The sequence below is a fragment of the Cupriavidus sp. LA-1 genome (assembly GCF_055385985.1).
On record NZ_AP031387.1, the window covers coordinates 3,962,117 to 3,984,818 of the forward strand.

Annotated in this window: 18 protein-coding genes and 2 riboswitches; of the genes, 7 read left to right on the forward strand and 11 right to left on the reverse strand. The window is 68.8% G+C overall.

The genetic code is table 11. From position 1 onward, the window contains the following. Positions 1 to 108 precede the first annotated feature (108 nt). The 3 genes from ACZ5MJ_RS18490 to ACZ5MJ_RS18500 all read left to right on the forward strand — a co-directional run bounded on the left by ACZ5MJ_RS18490 (position 109) and on the right by ACZ5MJ_RS18500 (position 4,590). Positions 109 to 2,082 carry a hypothetical protein gene (locus ACZ5MJ_RS18490; protein WP_464221320.1) on the forward strand — a complete coding sequence of 658 codons (1,974 nt, stop codon included), beginning with the start codon at positions 109 to 111 and terminating at the stop codon, positions 2,080 to 2,082. Between the two features lie 166 nt (positions 2,083 to 2,248). Next, positions 2,249 to 3,475: a cation:proton antiporter gene (locus ACZ5MJ_RS18495; protein ID WP_464221321.1), complete on the forward strand. Its 1,227-nt coding sequence runs from the start codon at positions 2,249 to 2,251 to the stop codon at positions 3,473 to 3,475. Next, positions 3,475 to 4,590, forward strand: coding sequence for a YbdK family carboxylate-amine ligase (locus ACZ5MJ_RS18500; protein WP_464221323.1), 1,116 nt, complete (start codon positions 3,475 to 3,477; stop codon positions 4,588 to 4,590). The genes ACZ5MJ_RS18495 and ACZ5MJ_RS18500 overlap by 1 nt, the downstream gene beginning before the upstream one ends. A gap of 30 nt (positions 4,591 to 4,620) precedes the next feature. Here ACZ5MJ_RS18500 and ACZ5MJ_RS18505 read toward each other — a convergent pair whose 3' ends face one another. The 8 genes from ACZ5MJ_RS18505 to ACZ5MJ_RS18540 form a co-directional block, all read right to left on the reverse strand. Continuing rightward, entirely contained in the window at positions 4,621 to 5,112 is a 492-nt protein-coding gene (locus ACZ5MJ_RS18505; protein WP_464221325.1) for a YMGG-like glycine zipper-containing protein, read from the reverse strand. Positions 5,113 to 5,282: 170 nt separating this feature from the next. After that, positions 5,283 to 5,756: an OsmC family protein gene (locus ACZ5MJ_RS18510; protein WP_464221326.1), complete on the reverse strand. Its 474-nt coding sequence runs from the start codon at positions 5,754 to 5,756 to the stop codon at positions 5,283 to 5,285. A gap of 27 nt (positions 5,757 to 5,783) precedes the next feature. Beyond that, on the reverse strand, positions 5,784 to 6,521 hold the full coding sequence (locus tag ACZ5MJ_RS18515) for an MBL fold metallo-hydrolase (RefSeq protein ID WP_464221327.1): 738 nt from the start codon (positions 6,519 to 6,521) through the stop codon (positions 5,784 to 5,786). A gap of 65 nt (positions 6,522 to 6,586) precedes the next feature. Further along, entirely contained in the window at positions 6,587 to 7,963 is a 1,377-nt protein-coding gene (locus ACZ5MJ_RS18520) for an L-serine ammonia-lyase (protein ID WP_464221328.1), read from the reverse strand. A gap of 92 nt (positions 7,964 to 8,055) precedes the next feature. Next, positions 8,056 to 10,986 carry an aminomethyl-transferring glycine dehydrogenase gene (gene gcvP, locus ACZ5MJ_RS18525; protein WP_464221329.1) on the reverse strand — a complete coding sequence of 977 codons (2,931 nt, stop codon included), beginning with the start codon at positions 10,984 to 10,986 and terminating at the stop codon, positions 8,056 to 8,058. 100 nt (positions 10,987 to 11,086) lie between these two features. Then, a complete protein-coding gene (gcvH, locus tag ACZ5MJ_RS18530; RefSeq protein WP_018006183.1) occupies positions 11,087 to 11,467 on the reverse strand; it encodes a glycine cleavage system protein GcvH in 381 nt (126 codons plus the stop codon). Between the two features lie 97 nt (positions 11,468 to 11,564). Then, positions 11,565 to 12,692: a glycine cleavage system aminomethyltransferase GcvT gene (gene gcvT / locus ACZ5MJ_RS18535; RefSeq protein ID WP_464221331.1), complete on the reverse strand. Its 1,128-nt coding sequence runs from the start codon at positions 12,690 to 12,692 to the stop codon at positions 11,565 to 11,567. Between the two features lie 94 nt (positions 12,693 to 12,786). After that, a riboswitch (glycine riboswitch) is annotated at positions 12,787 to 12,912 on the reverse strand. Positions 12,913 to 12,933: 21 nt separating this feature from the next. Beyond that, positions 12,934 to 13,021: riboswitch (glycine riboswitch) on the reverse strand. Between the two features lie 77 nt (positions 13,022 to 13,098). Beyond that, positions 13,099 to 13,326 carry a glycine zipper 2TM domain-containing protein gene (locus ACZ5MJ_RS18540; protein WP_464221332.1) on the reverse strand — a complete coding sequence of 76 codons (228 nt, stop codon included), beginning with the start codon at positions 13,324 to 13,326 and terminating at the stop codon, positions 13,099 to 13,101. Between the two features lie 282 nt (positions 13,327 to 13,608). Between ACZ5MJ_RS18540 and ACZ5MJ_RS18545 the strand changes: the two genes are divergently transcribed. Continuing rightward, complete coding sequence (locus ACZ5MJ_RS18545; protein ID WP_464221333.1) at positions 13,609 to 15,705, forward strand: UvrD-helicase domain-containing protein; 2,097 nt, start codon at positions 13,609 to 13,611, stop codon at positions 15,703 to 15,705. A gap of 227 nt (positions 15,706 to 15,932) precedes the next feature. Here ACZ5MJ_RS18545 and ACZ5MJ_RS18550 read toward each other — a convergent pair whose 3' ends face one another. Next, positions 15,933 to 16,502, reverse strand: a complete 570-nt coding sequence (locus ACZ5MJ_RS18550) for a hypothetical protein (RefSeq protein WP_464221334.1) — start codon at positions 16,500 to 16,502, stop codon at positions 15,933 to 15,935. A 285-nt stretch (positions 16,503 to 16,787) separates the two neighbouring features. On the opposite strand from ACZ5MJ_RS18550, the gene ACZ5MJ_RS18555 reads away from it, so the two are divergent. Then, positions 16,788 to 17,525, forward strand: a complete 738-nt coding sequence (locus tag ACZ5MJ_RS18555; RefSeq protein ID WP_464221336.1) for a response regulator — start codon at positions 16,788 to 16,790, stop codon at positions 17,523 to 17,525. 5 nt (positions 17,526 to 17,530) lie between these two features. Further along, complete coding sequence (locus ACZ5MJ_RS18560) at positions 17,531 to 18,652, forward strand: sensor histidine kinase (protein ID WP_464223755.1); 1,122 nt, start codon at positions 17,531 to 17,533, stop codon at positions 18,650 to 18,652. On the opposite strand, the gene ACZ5MJ_RS18565 is transcribed toward ACZ5MJ_RS18560, so the two are convergent. After that, positions 18,638 to 19,768, reverse strand: a complete 1,131-nt coding sequence (locus ACZ5MJ_RS18565; RefSeq protein ID WP_464221337.1) for an ABC transporter substrate-binding protein — start codon at positions 19,766 to 19,768, stop codon at positions 18,638 to 18,640. The two genes, ACZ5MJ_RS18560 and ACZ5MJ_RS18565, sit on opposite strands and share 15 nt — an antisense overlap. Positions 19,769 to 19,965: 197 nt before the next feature. On the opposite strand from ACZ5MJ_RS18565, the gene hemN reads away from it, so the two are divergent. Continuing rightward, positions 19,966 to 21,438, forward strand: a complete 1,473-nt coding sequence (gene hemN, locus ACZ5MJ_RS18570) for an oxygen-independent coproporphyrinogen III oxidase (protein ID WP_464221339.1) — start codon at positions 19,966 to 19,968, stop codon at positions 21,436 to 21,438. A gap of 84 nt (positions 21,439 to 21,522) precedes the next feature. Here hemN and ACZ5MJ_RS18575 read toward each other — a convergent pair whose 3' ends face one another. Beyond that, positions 21,523 to 22,422 (reverse strand): c-type cytochrome, encoded by a 900-nt coding sequence (locus ACZ5MJ_RS18575; RefSeq protein ID WP_464221342.1) that lies wholly within the window; start codon positions 22,420 to 22,422, stop codon positions 21,523 to 21,525. Between the last annotated feature and the right edge of the window lie 280 nt (positions 22,423 to 22,702).

Below are 22,702 nucleotides of genomic sequence, written 5' to 3' on the forward strand. Positions count from 1 at the left end.
TTTTGGGGCTTGGGCGCCATAGCGCCCACTCACCCAAACAAATCCGACTCCCCACCATTGGCGCATAATCCCGCACTCGCACATTTTTTCATTCCATAGGAGCAGTACGTGTCCGAGCAGGAAGCCAGCTACGACCACGCCATCGGGCTAGCCAACCAGGGGCGCTTCGCCGAAGCCCTGCAGATTGCTGACCAGCTTTCGCTGGCCCGCCCCGAGGTGGTTGATTTCGTCACGCTGCGGGCGCGGCTGCACTTTGACAACGGTGACGCCAACGCCGCGCTGGCAGTGCTGGACGAGGCCCTGGCGCGGCTGGACACCCTGCCGCTGCAGCCGCCGCACCGCTGGGTCTCGCGCGGGGTGATCGCGCACCGCTACGGCGCCATGCTGATGAGCCTGGGCCGCGATGCCGAGGCGCGCCCGTGGCTGCATGAGGCCGCGCAGCGCAGCGGCCTGCTGACCGGCGAATGGGCCGCGCATTTCCACGCCGGCCTGGCGGCCCTGCGCATGGGCGACATGGCCGCCGCGGCCCGTTACTGGTATGACCTGATGGTCCGCAACCCGGACCTGGGCGCGGATGACATTGCCCCGCTGGTCACGGATTACATTGCCCGGGCCGAGGCCGCCGGCGTGCCGGTGGAGCCGCTGATGCGCATCTGCCTGGGCCGCGTGGCGCTGGACAACCCGCACCTGCTGGAGCTCGATGCCGCGGCCGGCGATACCGTGGCAGCCGACCAGGCCGCCCGCGTGCTGGCCGAGCACCCTGACCATCCCGAGGCGCGCCGCCTGCGCGCGCCGCTGCGCCATGGTGTGGGCGACGTGCAAGGGGCACTGGACGACCTCGCGGTTTTCCTGCGCCAGGTGCCCGACCCGCAGACCCAGGTACGCGAACTGGCCTGGCGCCACCAGCTGGCACAGCGCGCCGACAACGCGCAAGCCGCCCAGCCCGCTGACCGGGAGCCGTGGCTGCGCTTCACGCTGACCGACCAGTCCGACGACGGCGCCGGCTACTACCGCGCCGCGATGGCGCTGGGCGAGTTCATCGACGAGGTGCCGGCCGCCGAGGCCGCGCTGCGGCCACTGCTGGTGCAGGCCGGCCGCGCCGGTGTGGCGCGCTTCGACCAGTACTTTGCCACCGGCCAGGGCGATGCCGCCGGCCATGGCGGCAATGCCGACCCGCATATCTATTCACTGCTGTGCCGGCTGCTGTCGCGCAGCCTGCCGGCCGGCGCCGCGCATGCGGACGAACGCATCGCGCTGCACCGCCAGGGCATGGCCGCCAGCGAGTTCATCGACCACTGGATCGACCTGCTCGATTGCCACGCCGACGCCGGCCAGCACCAGAAGGTGGCGGAACTGGCCGGCGAAGTGCTCAACCGCTATCCGCTCGAGCGCAACCCGGCCGACGTGACCTGGGCCTTCAGCCGCATGATCGCGGCCTGGAAGGCCATGGGCGGGGCCGAGCCGACCGAGGCCGCGCGGGCCGCGATGATGCACATGGATGCCCGCCTGGACGCGCTGCCGGTGGAGGCGCGCAGCGAGGCCGCGCATCCGATGGCGCACGCGCGCGCGCACTATGCCGCGCTGCTGCAGGCGCAGTTGGCCGGCATGGACGAACACGACCGCACCGATACGCTGGCCGAGATCGATGGCCAGCAACGCCGCGCGCTGCTGGTGGAAGACGCCTGGCTGTACAACCGCTTCGGCCAGGTCTGGCGCGACGTGGGTGACTCGGAGCGCGCGCTGCCGCTGTTCGAGCAGGCCGTGGCGCTGACCGAGGGCGATCCGCTGGACCAGGCTGGCCCGCGCGTGCAGCGCGGGCTGGTGCACAACGCTGCGCGCCGTCACGACGCGGCGCTGGCCGACTTCGTTGCCGCGTTCGCCGTGCGTGACGACTGGGACGCCGAGGTGTACCTGCGCGCGGTGCAGTCCGCGCTCGGCCAGGAGCAGCGCGACACTGCGCTCGGTTACTTCGACAAGGCTCGCGCCCGCGGTGCGGCACAGGGGCCGACACGCACTTTGTACGCACAGGTCGAAACCGCGCTCAAGGCGACCAGGCCGATGTGGAAAGTCTGGGGCGTCTGAAACTTCGCTCCGGCCCCCGAACGGTCTGGAAATGTAAGGGTTGTAAAAAAACGCCATCCGAAGATGGCGTTTTTTACGTGAAGATGACGGAAGTAAGATATAAGTTTGGTGCGGTGTCGGACAATCACTGACATGGATTGTGATGTGCTTACATTACCATGTCGCCATGAACGGACTGAGCCAACTATTTCCAAGCCTCCCGCTCGCCCCAGGCGGCCTGTTCTGGGTCGGGCTGGCGCTGGTCGGCGCCGGCCTGGCCGGCGAACTGAGCCGGCGCTGGCTGCGCTGCCCGCGCATTGTTGGGTACGCGGCGGCGGGGCTTTGTGCCGGCATGCTGGGCCGTGGCATCGTCGACGAGAACATGATCAACCAGACCCGTATCCTGATCGATATGGCGCTGGCGCTGGCCTTGTTCGAGCTCGGGCATCGGCTCTCGCTGACCTGGCTGCGTGCCAACCGCTGGCTGCTGCTGACCAGCGCATTTGAAAGCCTGCTGACCTGGGGCCTGGTGGCCGCGGTGCTGCAGTGGATAGGGGCCTCACCGGGCGTGGCCATCCTGGCTGGCGGCATCGCGGTCAGCACTTCGCCCACCATCGTGCTGCAGCTCAAGAACGAATTGCGCGCGGACGGCCAGGTCACCGAGCGGCTGATGGCAATGGCCGCGCTCAACAGCATCTATGCCGCCGCGATCGTGCAGGTCGCCACCGGCTGGCTGCACTCGGAATACGGCAACCTCGGCGCCGCGCTGCTGCATCCGCTGTACCTGCTGGTGGGCTCCTGCCTGCTGGCCTGGGTGGTGGGCAAGGCCGGCCATGCCATCTATGACCGCATGTCGGCCGACGACCATTACAGCTTCCTGGTGCTGGTGGGCCTGGTGCTGTTCACGCTGGCGCTGACCCGGGTACTAAAATTGTCCATGCCGCTGACGCTGATGCTGGCCGGCGTGGTGTTCAAGCACCAGGACAACCAGCCGCATGTGTGGCCGCCGCACTTCGGCAGCGCCGGCAGCCTGCTGATCATCGTGATGGTGGTGTCGCTGGGCTTGCCGCTGACGGCACAGGACTGGGCCGTGGGTGGCGCCTACGCCATCGTGCTGGTGCTGCTGCGCCATGCCGCCAAGCTGGCCGGCGTGGTGTCGCTGGGCTCGTTCTCGGGCCTGAGCATGCGCCAGTGCATGGCGTTGGGACTGGCGCTGGCGCCGATGTCGGGCCTGGCCTACCTGCTGATGCATGATGTTGCGCGGCTTTACCCGGGGACCGGCCAGCCGCTGACGGCCATCATCCTGTGCGCGCTGGCCATCGAACAACTTTTCGGTCCGGTGATCGCGGCCTGGGCGCTGCGCTACGCAGGCGAAGTCCGCGTCGATATCCGGGCCAATGGAGGAGGGCGCTGATGTCGCTCGAACCGTTCAAGCACTCAGAGGCACTGACCTTCGGCGTCGAGCTGGAGCTGCAGCTGGTCAACCGGCATGACTACGACCTGGCCCCGTCCGCGCCCGATCTGCTGCGCGCGCTCAAGGGCGCGGAGCATGCCGGCGACATCAAGCCCGAGATCAGCCCGTCGATGATCGAGATCAGCACCGGCATCTGCCACAGCTACCAGCAGGCGCTGGAAGAGCTGTCCGTGATGCGCGACCTGATGGTGGCGGCCTCGCATTCGCTGAACCTGGGGATTGCCGGCGGCGGCACCCACCCGTTCCAGCAATGGGCCGACCGCACCATCTCGGATTCGCCGCGCTACCAGTACATCTCCGAGCTGTATGGCTACCTGGCCAAGCAGTTCACGGTGTTCGGCCAGCACGTGCATATCGGTTGCCCCAGCGCCGACGAATCGCTGTTCCTGCTGCACGCCATCGGCCGCTATGTGCCGCACTTCGTGGCGCTGGCGGCGTCCTCGCCCTACGTACAGGGCGTGGATACCGGCTTTGCCTCGGCCCGGCTGAATTCGGTCGCGGCCTTCCCGATGAGCGGGCGCGCGCCGTTCCTGCTGACGTGGGATGCCTTCACCGCGTACTTCGAGAAGATGCGCAATACCGGCGTGATCGAAAGCATGAAGGACTTCTACTGGGATATCCGGCCCAAGCCCGAGTTCGGCACCATCGAGGTCCGCGTGATGGATACGCCGCTGACGGTGCAGCGCGCCTGCGATATCGCCGCCTATATCCAGATGCTGGCGCGCTACCTGCTGCTGTCGCGCCCCTTCATGCCGCAGGAAGACGATTACCTGGTGTACACCTTCAACCGCTTCCAGGCCTGCCGCTTCGGGCTGGAGGGCGAGTACGTGCATCCCAACGAACTGACGCGCAGGCCGATCGCGGACCATATCCTGTCGATCTGCGACGCGCTGGTGCCGCACGCCGAGGCGCTCGGCTCGCTAGAGGCACTGGCCAATATCCGCGCGCTGGCCGAGCGCCGCGACGGCGACGCCGAGTGGCTGCGCCAGGTCGATGCCGATGCGCGCAGCCAGCGCGAAACGGTGCGCAAGGCGTGTGACCGGTGGGCTGCCTGAGCCTGCGCTCCCACTGCGCTGGTCCCGGACTTATTTGACGCTGTAGCCGCGCCCCTGCATGCAGGCGCTCCAGGCCTGGTAGTACGAGCCCATCGCCTGGCTGGTATTGGCCGCAGCCTGCTGGTTGGCGGCGTTTGCCTGGCGGCGCGACTGGCGGTGCTCCACGCCGCCCGCTACCGTACCCGCTGCAGCGCCGATCGCCGCACCCCTGCCGGCGTCACCCGCAATCGCCCCCGCCACGGCACCCGCGGCTGCACCGCCCGCGGCACCGCGCACGCGCTGGCCGCCTTGCGCATGGGCCGGCGGCGGCGCGTTGGCGGCCTGGGCAGGATCCACGCCAGTCTGCTGCTTGGCCCAGCTGTAGCAAGCGCCGTCGTCGCTGGCCTGCTGCTGCTGGCTCTGGCCTTTGGCCGGGTAGGCCACCGGCTTGCTCTGCGCCATGGCCTGGGCCGGGATCAGCGCAATGGCCGCGGCCAGCGCGCCGAGGCCGCGGTACAGCTCGCGATGCTGGCTATGCTTCATGCTGGTGTTCCCCACGAGTGTCGGCTACGCAACGCCGGATGCGCCGCCCGGTGCCCGGGCGGCGAGTCATTCTGTGAGGGCCAGTATTTGCAGTGCCGGGGCGGCAAGTCAAATCAGCGTTTTGGTGGCGAGATATAAATTGTTTGTTGTTCGTCGCCAGTAACAGGACACTAGACCGCGGCGTACACCGGTTCGCAGCGCACCTCGGTCCTGACCGAGTTGGCGATAAAGCAGGCGTCATGCGCGGCGTGGTGCAGGGCGTCGAGTGCTTCGCGCGTGGGCTCGCGCTCGCCGCCGAAGGTGACCTGCGGGCGCAGCGTGACCACCGTCATCGCCATGCGCCCGTCGGCGTTCCTTTCCATCACGCCGGTGGCCGCGTCCAGGTAGCGGTCGACGACAAAGCGCTGCTTCGCCGCCAGCGACAGGAACCACAGCATGTGGCAGCTGGACAGCGAGGCGATGAACATCTCTTCCGGGTCGACCGCGCTTGCATCCGACATCGGCAGCGGCACCACATGGGGCGACGACGACCCCGGGACCTCGGCGCCGCCGTCAAAGCGCAGCACATGCCTGCGGCTGTAGCGGTTGCCGGCAAAATCCTGCCCGTCGCGTTGCCACAGGACCTCGGCGGTGTAGGTGGACATGCAAAGACTCCTGACGTTGGGAAAATCTCAGGCGCCGTGCGGCACGCTCTCACCGTCGCGCAGGCCCAGGCGCTGGTTGGCCGGCACCGCGACATCGATCAGCTTCGGGCGCGGCAGGTTGAGGTTGCGCATCATCTCGATGAACTCCTCGCGCGTGCGGCCGGCAACGCGGCTGTTGTGGGCGCGTTCCTGGCCGATGGTGGACGAGGTGCGGCCCTTGTAGTCATGGGCCGGATAGACCTGCGTATCGTCGGGCAGCGCAAAGAGCTTCCGGGTCAGGCTGTCGTAGAGCGTGCCGGCGTCGCCGGACTGGAAATCGGTGCGGCCGCAGCCGTCGATCAGCAGCGCATCGCCGGTAAAGACGCGGCGCACGGCGCCGTCGGCGGTGGGCTCTTCCCACAGGTAGCTCATGCTGCCGGCGGTATGCCCGGGCGTATGCATGGCGCGCAGCACCTGCTTGCCGAACGCGACCGTGTCGCCGTCGATCAGCTGCTTCTGCGCAGGCTTGATATCGCAGCCGGACGGCGCGGCGGTATGCGCGCCGGTCTGCAGCGCGATGTGGCCGGCCGAGGTGATGTGGTCGGCATGGGCATGGGTCTCGATCACCCACGCCAGCCGCGCCCCGGTTGCCTTCAGCAGCGCCAGGTCGCGTTCCAGCTGGTGGTCGACCGGATCGATCAGCAGCGCCTCCCCGGTGGCGGCATCGATCAGCAGGTAGGTGAAGGTGGACGAGGTCTCGTCGAACAGCTGGTGGAAGGTCTGCATGGCTGTCCTCTTGTTTTTTGTACGCGGAACGCCGCCATGATACGCCTAGGGCCTGTGAACAGGCCCTAGCACTCCACGATATTCACCGCCAGCCCGCCGCGCGCCGTTTCCTTGTACTTGGTCTTCATGTCGGCGCCGGTTTCGCGCATGGTCTTGATCACCGAGTCGAGCGATACGTAGTGCGTGCCGTCGCCGCGCAGTGCCATGCGCGCGGCGTTGACCGCCTTGACCGAGGCCATCGCGTTGCGCTCGATGCACGGGATCTGCACCAGCCCGCCGACCGGGTCGCAGGTTAGGCCCAGGTTGTGCTCCATGCCGATCTCGGCGGCGTTCTCCACCTGCGCCGGGCTGCCGCCCTGCACCGCGGCCAGCGCGCCAGCAGCCATCGAACACGCCACGCCGACCTCGCCCTGGCAGCCGACTTCGGCGCCGGAGATCGACGCATTGAGCTTGTACAGCAGCCCGATCGCGCCCGCGGTCAGCAGGAAGTCGACCACGCCCTGCGCGTTTGCGCCGGGCACGAAGCGGTCGTAGTAGTGCAGCACCGCCGGGATGATGCCCGCGGCGCCGTTGGTCGGCGCGGTGACCACGCGCCCGCCGGCGGCATTTTCTTCATTGACGGCGATGGCGTACAGGTTGACCCAGTCCATCACCGAGAGCGGGTCGGACAGGGTGCGCTCGGCGCGTTCGGTCAGGCTGCGGAACAGTTCGGGCGCGCGCCGCTTGACCTTGAACGGCCCCGGCAACTCGCCGTCGGTGCGGCAGCCGCGCGCGACGCACGCCTGCATCACCTCCCAGATATGCAGCAGGCCGCTGGTGACTTCCGCCTCGCTGCGCCAGGTCAGCTCGTTTTCCATCATCAGCCGCGCGATGCTCTTGCCGCTGGCGGTGGCCATTTCCAGCATGTCCTTGCCGCTGCGGAACGGGTGCGGCAGCTGCTGCGCGGCCTTGAGCAACTGCGTATTGGGTGCGCCCGCGGTCACCACGAAGCCGCCGCCGACCGACAGGTAGCGCGCCTCGCGCAGCGTCGCGCCGCTGGCGTCGAAGGCATGGAACTTCATGCCGTTGGGATGCTCGGCCATGGCCTCGCGCCGGTAGAAGGCGATGTGCTCTTTCTCGACGAAGGGCACGATATGCCGGCCCAGCAGCGACAGCGCGCGGCTGGCGCGCAGCGCGGCCAGGCGCGTGTCGATCGAATCGGGATCGATGGTGTCGGGCGCCTCGCCCATCAGGCCGAGGATCACGCCCTTGTCGGTGCCGTGGCCCTTGCCGGTGGCGCCGAGCGACCCGTACAACTCGGCGCGCACGCTGCCCACCTGCGGCAGCAGGCCGTCGCGCTCCAGCCCCTGCGCAAACATCAGGGCCGCGCGCATCGGGCCCACGGTATGTGAGCTCGACGGACCGATGCCCACCTTGAACAGATCGAAAACGCTGACTGCCACGAACGGCCTCCAGAGTGGCGCCGGGCTAGGCCGGCGGGCGCCGCGTTGTGCGGCGCCCTGAGTAGAGCATAGTCTCTTGCCGGGTTACCGGCTTAGTCGACCACGTAGTCGCTGACCGGCACGCACGCGCAGAACAGGTTGCGGTCGCCGTACACGTTGTCGGCACGGCCGACCGGCGGCCAGTACTTCTGTGTGCGCAGCGATGCCACCGGGTAGGCGGCTTCCTCGCGCGTGTACTGGCGGGTCCACTCGTTGGCGGTCACCACCGCGGCGGTGTGCGGCGCGTGCTTGAGCGGGTTGTCCTCGCGGTCGAAGGTGCCGTCGGCGACGCGGCCGATTTCCTGGCGGATCGCAATCATCGCGTCGATAAAGCGGTCCAGCTCGTGCAGGGCCTCGCTCTCGGTCGGCTCGATCATCAGCGTGCCCGGCACCGGGAAGCTCATGGTCGGCGCGTGGAAGCCGTAGTCCATCAGGCGCTTGGCCACGTCCTCGTTGCTGATGCCGGTGTCCTTCTGCAGCGGGCGCAGGTCCAGGATGCACTCGTGCGCGACCAGGTCGTGCTGGCCCGTGTAAAGCACCGGGTAGTACGGCGCCAGGCGCTTGGCCACGTAGTTGGCCGCCAGGATTGCGTTCTCGGTGGCGGCGGTCAGGCCGGCCGAACCCATCATCGCGATATACATCCACGAGATCGGCAGGATGCTGGCCGAGCCGAACGGTGCCGCCGACACGCCGCCGATGCCGCGCTCGTCGCGGCGGTAGCCCACGCTGTCCTGGTTGGGCAGGAAGTCAGCCAGGTGCGCGCCGACCGCGACCGGGCCCACGCCCGGGCCGCCGCCGCCGTGCGGGATGCAGAAGGTCTTGTGCAGGTTCAGGTGCGACACGTCGCCGCCGAACTGGCCCGGCGCGGCGGTGCCGACCATGGCGTTCATGTTGGCGCCGTCGACGTAGACCTGGCCGCCGTGCTGGTGCACGATCTCGCAGATCTGCTGCACGCCCTGCTCGAACACGCCGTGCGTGGACGGGTAGGTGATCATGATCGCCGCCAGGTTCTTGCTGTGCTGCTCGGCCTTCTTCGCCAGGTCCTGCAGGTCGACGTTGCCGTTCTCGTCGCAGGCCACCACCACCACCTTCATGCCGGCCATCTGCGCCGACGCCGGGTTGGTGCCGTGCGCCGACGACGGGATCAGGCAGATGTCGCGATGGCTCTCGCCGCGGCTGGCATGGTAGGCATGGATGATCAAGAGGCCCGCGTACTCGCCCTGCGAGCCGGCGTTGGGCTGCAGGCTGACCGCGGCATAGCCGGTGGCGGCGCACAGCATGGCCTCGAGCTGGTCGATCATCTCGCGGTAGCCGACGGTCTGGTCCAGCGGCGCAAACGGGTGGATCTGGCTGAATTCGGGCCAGGTCACCGGGATCATCTCGCTGGTGGCGTTCAGCTTCATCGTGCACGAACCCAGCGGGATCATGGTGCGGTCCAGCGCCAGGTCCTTGTCGGCCAGCATGCGCAGGTAGCGCAGCATCTCGTGCTCGGCGTGGTGCGTGTTGAAGACCGGGTGGGTCAGGTACGCGCTGGTGCGCGCCAGCGCCGGCGGGAAGGCATCCTGCGCGGCGGCCTCGAGCTTGTCGAAGTCCAGTTCGGCGGGCAGCGGCTTGCCCTGCGTGAAGACTTCCCACAGCGCGACCACGTCGGCACGGCTGGCGGTTTCGTCCAGCGAGATGCCGACGCGCGTGGCGCTGATATGGCGCAGGTTGATGCCGCGCGCGGTGGCCGCGGCATGGATGGCATCGGTATTGAAGCCGGTTTCCAGCGTCAGCGTGTCGAAGAAGCTGGCGTTGGCGCGCGCGAAGCCCAGCGCCTGCAGGCCGGCGGCCAGCGTCGCGGTCAGGCGATGCACGCGCTGCGCGATGCGCTTGAGGCCTTGCGGGCCGTGGTAGACGGCATACATCGAGGCCATCACGGCCAGCAGCACCTGCGCGGTACAGATGTTCGACGTCGCCTTCTCGCGGCGGATATGCTGCTCGCGCGTCTGCAGTGCCAGGCGGTAGGCCTTGTTGCCCTGGGCATCGATGGTGACGCCCACCAGGCGGCCCGGCATCGAGCGCTTGAACGCGTCCTTCACCGCCATGTAACCAGCGTGCGGGCCGCCAAAGCCCAGCGGCACGCCGAAGCGCTGCGAGTTGCCCACGGCCACGTCGGCACCCCATTCGCCCGGCGCGGCGATCAGCGTCAGCGCCAGCAGGTCGGCGGCAGCCACCACCAGGCCGCCGGCGGCGTGCACGGCGTCGGCGATGGTGCGGTAGTCGTTGACGTCGCCGTTCACGCCCGGGTACTGCAGCAGCACGCCGAAGGCGTTGGCCGCGGCGGCTTCGGCGGCGGGGCCGACCTTGACCTCGATGCCCAACGGCAGGGCGCGCGTGCGTACCACTTCCAGCGTCTGCGGCAGCACGTCGTCGGCCACGTAGAAGGTGTCGGAGTCGTGCTTGTTCACGCGCTGCAGCAGCGTCATCGCCTCGGCCGCGGCGGTGCCTTCGTCCAGCATCGACGCGTTGGCGATATCCAGCCCGGTCAGGTCGGTGACCATCTGCTGGAAGTTCAGCATCGCTTCCAGGCGGCCTTGCGAGATTTCGGGCTGGTAGGGCGTGTAGGCGGTGTACCAGGCCGGGTTCTCGAAGATATTGCGCAGGATGACGCCGGGCGTGACGGTGTTGTAATAGCCCTGGCCGATAAAGCTCTTCAGGACCTTGTTCTTGCCGGCCAGCCCGCGCAGCTTGGCCAGCGCGGCTTCCTCGCTCAGCGGCTCGGTGAACTCGCCCATCGGCATGCCGTCGCGGCGGCGGATGGCGGCGGGAATGACGGCGTCGATCAGCGCGGCGCGGCTGTCATAGCCCAGCACCTTCAGCATGTGCTGCTGTTCGGGGGTATCGGGGCCGATATGGCGGGCGGCGAAGGCGTCGCGCGCCTCCAGTTCGGCCAGCGTAGGCCGGTTCACTTGGGCGGCGTTCATGGGAAGCGGGGCGTTCATGGGCAAGAACCTCGTGGGGGGCGCGCCGGCCGGTGGTCAGCCGGGACGGCGCGCGTCAGTCTGCAGTGGCCGGTCCATGGCTGGACCGGCGCCGCCGGCGTCAGGCGCCGACGCTGGCCTTGTAGGCGTCGGCCGACATCAGGCCGTTGACGTCGTCGCCGTTGGCCGGCTTGAGCTTGAACAGCCACGCGTCGAAGGCGTTGGCGTTGACGCTTTCCGGCGCGGCCGTGGCGGCCTCGTTGACGGCGATCACTTCGCCGGCCACCGGGGCGTAGATGTCGGAAGCGGCCTTCACCGATTCCACCACTGCCAGCGCGTCACCGGCACCGACCGACTTGCCCACTTCGGGCAGTTCCAGGAAGACGATGTCGCCCAGCGCGTCCTGCGCGTGGTCGGTGATGCCGATGGTGAGCGTGCCGTCGGCTTCGACGCGTACCCACTCATGCGACTCGGTGTACTTCAGGTCAGCGGGGAAGTTCATGAAGGTTCTCCGGATACAGATTCGTTTCTTGTTGGGTGATGCCTGCCCGGCAGTTGCCGGCAGGCGAGGGCGACCGTTGGGTGAGCGGGTTTTCCCCTTAGCTCACGAGTGCCTTGCCATTACGCACAAACGGCAGTTTAACCACAGTCGCGTTGAGTTTGCGGTCGCGGATCTCCACCTGCACCGTATCGCCCACGGCGACGTCCTTCGGCAGGCGGGCAAAGGCGATCGACTGGGACAGCGACGGGCTGAAGGTGCCGCTGGTGATTTCGCCGTCACCGGCCGGGGTGATCACTTTCTGGTGGGCGCGCAGGACGCCGCCTTTGTCACGCAGGATCAGGCCGAGGAATTGCTGGCGCGAACCGGCCGCGGCCAGCGCCGCCTTGCCGGTGAAGTCGCGCTCGCTCTGCAGGTCCACCGTCCAGGCCAGGCCCGCGTCCAGCGGCGAGGTGTTGATATCCATGTCCTGGCCGTACAGGTTCATGCCGGCTTCCAGGCGCAGCGTGTCGCGCGCGCCCAAGCCCGCCGGGCGCACACCGGCCGCGTTCAGCTTTTCCCAGACGGCGGCGACGTTTTCCGCCGGCACCACCAGTTCGAAGCCGTCTTCGCCCGTGTAGCCGGTGCGCGCGACCATGATCTCGCCGATGGCGGGATCCTGGACCACGGCGGCGTTGAAGGGCTTGAGCGCGTCCGACGGCTGGGTCGAGGGGAAGGTGCTCCACACTTTGGCGCGGGCGTTGGGGCCCTGCACGGCAACGATGGCCAGCGGCTGCACGCCTGCGGGCGCAGCGTCTTCACGGCGCGGGGTGATGGTGACGCCGCTGCCGGTGGCTTCGTTGCGGGCGCGGATCCATTCGATGTCGCCCAGCGCGGTGCTGGCGTTGACGACCAGGCGGAAGCGGTCTTCGGCAAAGAAGTAGACGATCAGGTCGTCGATCACGCCGCCTTTCTGGTCCAGCATGCAGGCGTAGAGCGCCTTGCCCGGCGTCTGCAGCTTGTCGACATTGTTGGCCAGCAGGCCGCGCAGGAAGCCGCGGGTATTGGCGCCGGTGAGGTCGACCACGCACATGTGCGACACGTCGAACATGCCGGCGTCGCTGCGCACGGCGTTGTGCTCTTCGATCTGGGAGCCGTAGTTGACCGGCATGTCCCAGCCGCCGAAGTCGACCATGCGGGCGCCGAGGGCGCGGTGGATAGCGTTGAGGGGCGTGGCCTGGAGCGTCATGGGATCCTCGGGGGCAATCTCGGTTTGCGAAAACGAAAAAGGGCCATCCGCCGCAACGCTCGTCACGCCCGTGGCGTGACAATCCGCTGCGGCGGATGACCCCTCTGTCCTCGATACCTGAGAGATTACAAGGCGGATCCTGGCGGAACCGGTCCTCGTGCGCCCCTTCGGTGGGCACGCTCGCCACGAATGGCGGGTGCCGCTCTCCAGAGTGCGGCATGCATCGTGTGCATGTTGCATGCCGATCCGACCAGTCCATGGTGCCTGAGAGTTTTCGGGTGATACCCCTTCGGCGGCGCAGGCGATGCGCGCTCTCCCGGTCGGATGCGCGCAATGTACGGGAGGCCCCGGGCTTTGTCAACGCGCGGCCCGGGGGGCACTGTTGGCCACACAGTCAGCGGCTTTCCTACCTGCGCCTGTTACTGGTGGTGACGTTACCGATCACGCCGCCAACGGCAGCGCCGCCCAGCGTGCCGAGCGCGTCACCGCCGGTCAGCACGGCGCCGCCTACCGCACCCACGCCTGCGCCGATTGCCGTGTTCCGCTGCTTCGGTGTCATGTCCGCGCAGCCAGCGAATGCCGCCACGGTGACGCCAATCAGAGTGAATCTAGTCAGGGTTTGGAGGGTTCTCATTATTGGCTCTCCTGTGTGATCAATCGGGCATGCAGGAGGGCGCAAGGCCCATCGGTGCATATTGATTAGAGGCGCGCGTTGCGCGGTTGGCTCCGGGCTTTACGAAGTGTTACTTCGGTGAAACTCCGGGAGCCGGGAATGCGCCAGCCGCCGACTGACTCGGCTCCGGCATGCGTGTTAGCATGGTCTGCTTTGCCGAACCCGCGCGCCCATGGCGTCCATGTCGCGTGTGCGGCACTCGCCGCCGCTTTCCCCGATTCCCGCCTGTTCAACCACTCCCGCATGACCCACGGCCTGAATTCCGCACAATCCGAAGCCGTCCGCTACCTGGACGGCCCTTGCCTGGTGCTGGCCGGGGCGGGCTCGGGCAAGACCCGGGTGATCACGCAGAAGATCGCGCATCTGATCGAGGACAAGGGCTTCGAGCCGCGCCATATCGCCGCCGTCACGTTTACCAACAAGGCCGCCAAGGAGATGCAGGAGCGCATCGGCAAGCTGATGGAGGGCAAGACCACGCGCGAGGGCAAGCGCATCCCGCTCAGGCAGCTGACGGTCTGTACCTTCCACTCGCTCGGGGTGCAGATCCTGCGCATGGAGGCCGAGCACGTGGGCCTGAAGCCGCAGTTCTCGATCATGGATTCGGACGACTGCTTCGGCCTGATCCAGGAGCAGCTGGGCACCACCGACAAGAAGCTGATCCGCGGCGTGCAGGGCACGATCTCGCTGTGGAAGAACGGCATGGTCGATCCCGAGGCGGCGATCGCCCAGGCCGCCAATGCCGACGAGCACCAGGCCGCGCTGGTCTACCGCAACTACGTGGCCACGCTGCACGCCTACCAGGCAGTGGATTTCGACGACCTGATCCGCCTGCCGGCCGAACTGTTCGCGCGCAATGAAACGGTGCAGCTCAAGTGGCAGAACCGCCTGCGTTATTTTCTGGTCGACGAATACCAGGACACCAACGCCTGCCAGTACCAGCTGCTCAAGCTGCTGGCGGGCGGCTCGCACCTGCGCGCACCCGCGTTTACCGCGGTGGGCGACGACGACCAGGCCATCTATGGCTGGCGCGGCGCCACGCTGGACAACCTGCGCGGGCTGCAGACCGACTTCCCGGACCTGAAGGTGATCAAGCTGGAGCAGAATTACCGCTCCACCGTGCGCATCCTGGAAGCGGCCAACGCCGTCATCGCCAATAACCCCAAGCTGTTCGACAAGAAGCTGTGGAGCGAGCACGGCATGGGCGACCCCATCGCCATCCACCCGATGAACGACGAGGAGCACGAGGCCGAGTCGGTGGTGTTCCGCCTGTCCGCGCACAAGTTCGAGCGCCGCGCGCAGTTCCGCGACTACGCCATCCTGTACCGCGGCAACCACCAGGCGCGGCTGTTCGAGCAGATCCTGCGGCGCGAGCGCATTCCCTATGTGCTGTCGGGCGGCCAGAGCTTCTTCGACAAGGCCGAGATCAAGGACATCTGCGCCTACCTGCGCCTGATCGCCAACCCCGACGACGATCCCGCCTTTATCCGCGCCATCACCACGCCGCGCCGGGGCGTGGGCAATACCACGCTGGAAGTGCTGGGCACCTTCGCGGGCCAGGCCAAGGTGTCGCTGTTCGAGGCGGCGATGATGGGCGGCATCGAAGGCAAGCTGCAGCCGCGCCAGCTGGAGCCGCTGCGCGTGTTCTGCGAATCGATGGTGCGCCTGGCCGACTGCGCGGCCAGGGACCCTGCCACCGTGGTGCTCGACGACCTGATGGCAGGCATCCACTACGAGGCCTACCTGTACGACAGCTTCGATGAGCGGCAGGCGCAGTCGCGCTGGACCAATACGCTGGAATTCCTCGACTGGCTCAAACGCAAGGGCACGAAGCCCGAGGGCGCCGAGGGCGAGGAAGCCACCGGCTTCGACAATGCCGACGGCTTCGGCAGCGAAGGCAAGAACCTGCTGGAACTGACCCAGACCGTGGCGCTGATGAGCATGCTCGAAGGCCGCGAGGAAGATCCCGACGCGGTGCGCCTGTCCACGCTGCATGCGTCCAAGGGGCTGGAGTACCCGCACGTGTTCCTGGTCGGCGTGGAAGAGGGCATCCTGCCCCACTGCCGCGAGGACGAGGACATGAGCGACGAGAAGATCGAGGAAGAGCGGCGCCTGATGTATGTCGGCATCACCCGCGCCCAGCGCAGCCTGCATGTCAGCTGGTGCAAGAAGCGCAAGCGCGCGCGGGACACCTACTCGTGCCAGCCGTCGCGCTTTATCGGCGAGATGAAGCTGGAAGAGGCGCCCGCGCCGGTGGACAAGACCCCGGCGATGAGCCCCAAGGACCGGCTCGGCGCACTCAAGGCGCTGCTGGGCACCGGCGGCAAGACCGCCGCCGGCTGAACGCGCGCAACACTTCCGATACAAACCGCTACCAGTCCGACAAGACGCCGGCTGCCGGCGTCCTTACCATGACGGCTGTGCTGCTCGCGTGGTTTGCGCCGGTGGCACTGCGGCAGGCTTCCGCCCGGTCTGCCTGCCGCGCCGGACTTCACGTCCGGAACTTCCCTGTTATTCAGCCCCCGGCGCGCGAGCGTGCGGGGGCGATTTTTTTTGCGGCGGCCGCGAACCTAGCGCTGCGGTCCGCCCGGCGGCGGCATCATCATCGCGCCCGCCGGCGGCAGGCCCAGCCAGCGCGCGGCTTCAGGCGCGGTGTGCAGGCGCCGGCGCTGGGCTGCGTCCAGGCTGTCATCCAGCGCCAGCCAGCGTTCGCGCACCGCGCGGCGGTCCTGCTCCAGCGCATCGTGCAGGCGGTCCATGGCCTGCGCGCGCGGCCGCAGCGGCGCGTCGGGGGCTTCGTCGGCGGTCTCGCGCAGCAGGCGGGCGTGCAGTTCCAGCGCATGGGCCTCGGCTTCGCGCGTGGCGCTGTGCGCGGCCTGCCAGAGCTGCGTCTGCGCGGCATTCAGTCCCAGGGATTCGGCGGATGCCGGCCCGGTTGGATGCCCGGTTGGATGCCCGGTTGGATGCCCGGTTGGATGCCCGGTTGGATGCCCGATTGGATGCCCGATCGGCGGCACAGGCATCGCGCCCACGGGCGGCGGGCCGGCTTGCAGCGCGCATGCCGGCGTGGCCAGCAGGCATGCGCTGCACAGCGCCAGCGCCGACAAGGCGGTGCGCAGGCGGGAGGGACGGAAGGGCATGGCGTTCTCCTGTGAAGGCGGACACGCTTTGCGGCAGCGTGCCGCGCGGCGTCCGCGGTTGGCTCGGGTCAACTGCCGGTCCATGCTAGGGAAGGGCACGCGCCAATGCTTGAGCACTTGGTCAGGCCGGCATTGCAATCGCGTACAAAGGACTGCCGGCCGGCAGGACTGCGTATCAGCGCTGATACAAAACCGGCATAGTGGGGGCATCGCAGGCTGGTAAAGTTGGGCACCGCATGCCCCCAGCACCGGCCTTGCCGCCGGCATATGCCGATCCCTTCGCTTATGGAATTTGCCCCCACGCTCCCGATCCGCCTGCTGATCGTCGACGACGATCCCCAGATCCGCACCATGCTGGCCGATTACCTGTCCACCTTCGGCATGCAGGCCGATGGCGTCGGAGGTGGTGCCGAGATGCGGCACGCGATGGCCGCCGCGCCTTATGACCTGGTGATCCTGGACCTGTCGCTGCCCGGCGAGAATGGCCTGGCGCTGTGCCGCGAGCTGCGTGCGCACACCGGCGTCGCCGTCATCATGCTGACCGCGCGTGCCGAACTGGCCGACCGCGTGGTCGGGCTGGAAGTCGGCGCCGACGACTACGTCACCAAGCCCTTCGAGATGCGTGAGCTGGTGGCGCGCATCCACACCGTGCTGCGGCGTGTCCGTGGCAACGGCGCCGACGCGCGCCAGGCGGCGGCGCGGTCCGGGCATGAGATGCGTTTCGGCGACTGGCGCCTGAACACCACGCTGCGCCAGCTGGTCGACCACGACGATGTGGTGGTGCCGCTGTCCAATGCCGAATTCCGCCTGCTGCTGGCCTTCGTCGAGCAGCCCAACCGCGTGCTTGACCGCGAGTTGCTGATCAACCAGGCGCGCGGCCGTGGCCTCGATGTATTCGACCGCAGCATCGACCTGCTGGTCTCGCGGCTGCGCCAGAAGCTGCGCGACGACCCGCGCGATCCCACGCTGATCCGCACCGTGCGCGGCGAGGGCTACGTCTTCACCGCCGCGCTGGAAGGATGATGGCGATGGGCCGGCTGGCGCGCCATGACTCGATGTTCCTGCGGCTGTTCGTGGTGATGGCCGCGATCATGCTGGCCATGCACCTGCTGGGCATGACCGTGATCGAAAGCCTGTTCCCGCGCCCGGGCAGCGCGCACATGCCGCGTGACGCAGCGCGTGGACCGGGCGGGCCGCCGCCCCCGCCGGACGCATGGCGTCAGGGCTCGCCGCCGGCGGTAGGGCCATCCGCAGCCATGCCGCCCCGTCCACCCCCGCCGCCGCGCTGGCCTTGGCCGCCGCACCCGGGGCTGCTGGTCCAGGTCGCCGCGATCGTGGCCGCCTCGTGGGCCGGCGCGCGCCTGCTGGCGCGCCCGGTGCAGGAGCTGGCCAGTGGCGCGGGCCGGCTTGCGCAGGATGTGCACGCCGCGCCGCTGGACGAGCGCGCCGGCCCGGCCGAAGCGCGTGCCGCGGCGCAGGCGCTGAACCATATGCAGCAGCGCATCCGCACCCAGCTGGCGCAGCAGTCGCGCTTCCTGGCGGCGGTGTCGCACGACCTGCGCACGCCGCTGACGCGCATGAGCCTGCGCATCGAGCGCATGGACAGCGCGGATGTGCATGAGGTGCGCTACCGGCTGCGCCAGGACCTGGCCGAGATGAACGGCCTGATCGACGCCACGCTGTACTACCTGCGCGACCGCGACGAAGCCGGCGGCCCGCGCCAGCGGGTGGACGTATTGGCCCTGCTGCAGGCGGTGGTCGACGATGCCGCCGAGACCGGCCACGAGGTCGCGCTCAGCGGCCAGGCGCAGCCGCTGCTGGCGTGTCCGTCCGAGCTGCGGCGCGCCGTGGTGAACCTGGTGGAGAATGCGCGCCGCTATGCCGGCGCGGCCAGCATCGTCCTCACTGACGGCCCCGGGCGTGTGCTGATCGATATCTGCGACAACGGCCCCGGCATTCCGCCCGAAGAACTGCCGCGCGTGCTGGAGCCGTTCTACCGCGTCGAATCCTCGCGCAGCCGCGCCACCGGCGGGGTCGGCATGGGGCTGGCGATCGCCGCCGACATCGCCGCGCGCCACGGCGGCGAGCTGATCCTGAGCAACCGCCCCGAAGGCGGCCTGCGCGCGCGCCTGTCCCTACCGCGCGCCTGACACCGCCAGCGTGACGTACTGCGAGCCGCGCTGGCCGTGGGTGAAGTCGAGCGTGAAGTCACCCACGTCGACACGCCCCTGCAGCGCGCGCCGCAGCTCGGCCGGGCCGCCTGCGCGCGCGCCGGCAAGTGCCCGCGCCAGCCACGCAGCGCCGATATAGCCGGCCAGCGTCGCCGCCGACGGCGGCTCGTCCAGGTACTGCTTCATGCGGGCCACATGCTCCTTCACCACCCGCAAGGTAGCCTGCTGCGGCCCCGGCGCAACCTGGGTCAGGACCATGCCGCCGTTGTAGCCGCTGCCCAGGATCTCGCGCGCCACGGTGGCGCTGACCGACGACAGGCCGACCAGAAAGCCGTACCACCCCTGCGCGGCCAGCGCCCGGCCCAGGCCGGCATAGGCGAGGGTGTCGCCGGCCACGATCACCGCGCCCGGACGGGTCGCGGCGATGCGCCGGGCGGCGGCCTCGCCACTGCCCTCCAGGGGCACCGCGTGCGTGCCGGTCTGCGCCTCCAGCTGGGCCAGCGAGGGCGTCGCGAAGTCCGGCGCCACGGCCAGTGCGATACTGGTCAGCCCATAGCTGCGCAGCTGGCGCACCGCCGCGTCCAGTTCGGTCTGGTAGTCGGCACGGGTGAACCAGACGTTGTCGGCCGCCAGCGCCAGCCCTGACCACGGCGCCACGATCTGCACGCCGCGCCGCGAGAGTTCGGTCGATGCCGCCAGCCCCGGCAGCAGCCGGTCGCCCGGGCCGAACAGCAGCTCGGCATGCTCGGTATCTGCCAGCGACACCGCCTGCGCCAGCGCGCGGCGCGGATCGGGGTCGGCATCGCGCACCACGTGCAGGATGCGCACCGGGCCGTTGGCCGCGTTGACGGCGTCGAACATGACCTTGGCCCCGGCCAGGTAGTCGCGCGCCAGGTCGGCCTGCGCGCCGGTGCGGTCGAGCAGGTGTCCGACCACCACCGTGCGGCGCGCCTGCGCCAGGGCAGGCCAGCCGGGGAGGGTCAGCGCCATGCCGGCGACGGCAAGCAGCCGGCGCCGTTGCCGCGCCGGTGCTGGCAGGTTGGCGCGCAGTGTCAGGTACGGCGCGGGGAAGGGAGTCTGGTCGGAAGTTGGCATCGCAGAGGCAGGGACGGATAGCGCGCGGGCCGCGGTGGCGCGCAGCATATCCGCCACACATGACACCAATGTGACGTGCGCAAGCGCGCTGTTCCGGCGTGGCCGGCAGCGCCAAGGTCCGCGCTTGACGGCGGTCAAACCGCCGGCGCCGGACCGGTCCTACGATGGGGCGTTCCACACCCGTCCCCTGCGCCCCCATGACTGCGTCCGCGATGACTTCTCCTGCGCTCGACCGCCGCGCCCTGTCCGACTTCCGCGCGCTGGCCGGCCGCATCGACGGCAACGGCCCGCGCTACACCTCGTACCCGACCGCCGACCGCTTCCACAACGGCCCCGACCTGTCGCTGTACCACGACGCGCTGGCCGACTGCCGCGCCGACGCGCCGGCACCGCTGTCGCTGTACCTGCATATCCCGTTCTGCGAGAACATCTGCTACTACTGCGGCTGCAACAAGATCATCACGCGCGACCACGGCCGCAGTGCCCGCTATGTCAGCTATCTGGGCCGCGAGATGGCCCTGGTGGCCGACCGGCTCGGCACGCGCCGCGAGGTGATCCAGTCGCACTGGGGCGGCGGCACGCCCACCTTCCTCGACCCTGACGAAATGCGCCGCGTGATGGCGCTGCTGAACGCGCATTTCGCGCTGGCGGGCGACGGCGAGCACTCGATCGAGATCGACCCGCGCCGCGTCGACCATGCCCGCATGGCGCTGCTGGCCGAGCTTGGCTTCAACCGCGTCAGCCTGGGCGTGCAGGATTTCGATGCCGAAGTCCAGCAGGCCATCCACCGCATCCAGCCCTTCGAAGAGACCCGCGCCGTGGTCGATGCCGCGCGCGCGCTGGGCTTCCGCTCGGTCAGCCTGGACCTGATCTACGGCCTGCCGCACCAGACCGCGGCGCGCTTTGGCCGCACCATCGGGCAGGTGCTGGCGCTGCGCCCCGACCGGCTTTCGGTCTACAGCTACGCCCACCTGCCGCATGTGTTCAAGCCGCAGCGCCGCATCGACGAAAGCGCCTTGCCGCCCGCGGGCGAAAAGCTCGACATCCTGGTCTCCACGATCGAGCGGCTGACCGCCGAGGGCTACGTCTATATCGGCATGGACCATTTCGCGCTGCCCGACGACGACCTCGCCGTGGCCCAGCGCGAAGGCCGGCTGCAGCGCAACTTCCAGGGTTACTCGACGCATGCCGGCTACGACCAGGTCGGGCTCGGCATCTCCGCGATCGGCGCGATCGCCGGGCGCTACGTGCAGAACGCGCGCACGCTCGACGCGTACTACGGCGCGCTCGACCAGGGCCGCCTGCCACTGGCACGCGGCGTGGCGATGAACGCTGACGACCACCTGCGGCGCGAGATCATCGGCGACCTGATGTGCAACGGCGTACTTGACCTGCCCGCGATCGAGGCGCGGCACGGCATCGATTTCAACCGGGTGTTTTCGGCGGAACTGGCCGATCTGGGCCGCTTGTCCGAGGATGGGCTGGTGCAGCGCGAACCCGGCCGCATCACCGTGACGCCGCTGGGCCGGCTGCTGGTGCGGCGCGTGGCGATGGTGTTCGACCGCTACCTGCGCGAAGATGCCGCCCGTCGCGCGGACAATGACGCCCAGGCCGCCAACGATGGCGCGCAGCCGATCCGCATCGTGCCGCGCTACTCGCGCGTGGTGTAGCACCCGCGCAGTCTGCGGGGACGAACCCGGGACGAAAAAAAGCCCGCGCACATTGCGCGGGCTTTGGGTTTGCGGCGGGCCGGCTTACTTGGCGGCGCTGGCCATGTAGTCCGCGGCGGCGAGGACATCCGCGTCCGGGCCCGCGTAGCCACCCTTGGGCGGCATCACGCCCTTGCCCTTGAGCGCGAAGTTGTGGACCGCATCCATGCCTTCCTTCAGGCGCGGCGCCCACGCGGCCTTGTCGCCAAACTTGGGTGCTCCGGCCACGCCGGCCGCGTGGCAGGCGGCGCAGACTTGCTCGTAGACCTTCTTGCCGACATCCGCCGAGGCAGCTGCCGGGGCAGCCGGTGCCGCGGCTGCAGCAGGCGCCGGTGCTGCTGCGGCGGCGGCCGGAGCAGCCGGGGCCGGCGCGGCCGCAGCAGCCGGAGCGGCGGCTTCAGAAGCGGCGGCAGTCGTCGGCGCCGCGGCGGCCGGCGCAGCCGGCTCGGGGAACTTGGCGCCGCCGGCGTCGGCCATGTAGACCACGGCGCGGGACAGTTCGTAATCGGTGTAGTCGTCCGGGGTGCTGCCGGCGCGCGGCGGCATGGCGCCCTTGCCATTGAGCAGCGACTTCACCAGGCCCTCGAAGCCCTGGCCGATACGCGCGCCCCAGTCGCCGGCATTGCCGTACTTGGGCGCACCCGCCGCGCCGGTCGCGTGGCAGGCGGCGCAGACTTCCTTGTAGACCTGTTCGCCCGTCTTGAAGACGCGCGGCGCGTTGGCATCCTTGATTTCGAGCGAGGCGACCGGCTTGATGCGGTCGTTGACGGCCTCCGCCGTGGTGACGGCTCCGGCGCTTTCCGTAGAGCCGTGTCCGACAAAGTTGACCAGCAGGATGATCACGATGATCGGCACCAGGAACGCCGCGATCACGACTGCGATCAATTGCTTCGGGGTTTTGATGGGAGACTCGTGCTCGGGGTGTTCGTTGTGGACGTCGCTCATACAGAACTCTCAGTTTTGCAGGAAACCTTCTGGCCGCTTACGCTCGGCTTGCTTTTTCTGGCCCTGGTGTGGCCCTTCGCTGACCACTATCCGGCCCCATCCGGACCGCCCGCGCTCCCCTGCGGCCCTTGCCTGACTTGGGTCTGTTGCTATTTGCGCGCTTCGGACTGTCTCCCGGACCGGGCCCGATTGTCACCTACAACCAGCCGCGCGGACTTGATCCCGGTCGACTCGTTGCGTCGACGGCGCGACGGGCACGATTTGACGCAAATAGCTGGCG

What these genes read in the sequence shown, in the direction of transcription:
- ACZ5MJ_RS18495 (WP_464221321.1), top strand. Translation starts at nt 2,249, where the DNA reads ATGAACGGACTGAGCCAACTATTTCCAAGCCTCCCGCTCGCCCCAGGC.
- gcvP (WP_464221329.1), bottom strand. Translation starts at nt 10,986, where the DNA reads ATGAACGCCCCGCTTCCCATGAACGCCGCCCAAGTGAACCGGCCTACG.
- ACZ5MJ_RS18510 (WP_464221326.1), bottom strand. Translation starts at nt 5,756, where the DNA reads ATGTCCACCTACACCGCCGAGGTCCTGTGGCAACGCGACGGGCAGGAT.
- gcvT (WP_464221331.1), bottom strand. Translation starts at nt 12,692, where the DNA reads ATGACGCTCCAGGCCACGCCCCTCAACGCTATCCACCGCGCCCTCGGC.
- gcvH (WP_018006183.1), bottom strand. Translation starts at nt 11,467, where the DNA reads ATGAACTTCCCCGCTGACCTGAAGTACACCGAGTCGCATGAGTGGGTA.
- ACZ5MJ_RS18505 (WP_464221325.1), bottom strand. Translation starts at nt 5,112, where the DNA reads ATGAAGCATAGCCAGCATCGCGAGCTGTACCGCGGCCTCGGCGCGCTG.
- hemN (WP_464221339.1), top strand. Translation starts at nt 19,966, where the DNA reads ATGACTGCGTCCGCGATGACTTCTCCTGCGCTCGACCGCCGCGCCCTG.
- ACZ5MJ_RS18560 (WP_464223755.1), top strand. Translation starts at nt 17,531, where the DNA reads ATGGGCCGGCTGGCGCGCCATGACTCGATGTTCCTGCGGCTGTTCGTG.
- ACZ5MJ_RS18565 (WP_464221337.1), bottom strand. Translation starts at nt 19,768, where the DNA reads ATGCCAACTTCCGACCAGACTCCCTTCCCCGCGCCGTACCTGACACTG.
- ACZ5MJ_RS18555 (WP_464221336.1), top strand. Translation starts at nt 16,788, where the DNA reads ATGGAATTTGCCCCCACGCTCCCGATCCGCCTGCTGATCGTCGACGAC.
- ACZ5MJ_RS18545 (WP_464221333.1), top strand. Translation starts at nt 13,609, where the DNA reads ATGACCCACGGCCTGAATTCCGCACAATCCGAAGCCGTCCGCTACCTG.
- ACZ5MJ_RS18540 (WP_464221332.1), bottom strand. Translation starts at nt 13,326, where the DNA reads ATGAGAACCCTCCAAACCCTGACTAGATTCACTCTGATTGGCGTCACC.
- ACZ5MJ_RS18515 (WP_464221327.1), bottom strand. Translation starts at nt 6,521, where the DNA reads ATGCAGACCTTCCACCAGCTGTTCGACGAGACCTCGTCCACCTTCACC.
- ACZ5MJ_RS18575 (WP_464221342.1), bottom strand. Translation starts at nt 22,422, where the DNA reads ATGAGCGACGTCCACAACGAACACCCCGAGCACGAGTCTCCCATCAAA.
- ACZ5MJ_RS18500 (WP_464221323.1), top strand. Translation starts at nt 3,475, where the DNA reads ATGTCGCTCGAACCGTTCAAGCACTCAGAGGCACTGACCTTCGGCGTC.
- ACZ5MJ_RS18550 (WP_464221334.1), bottom strand. Translation starts at nt 16,502, where the DNA reads ATGCCCTTCCGTCCCTCCCGCCTGCGCACCGCCTTGTCGGCGCTGGCG.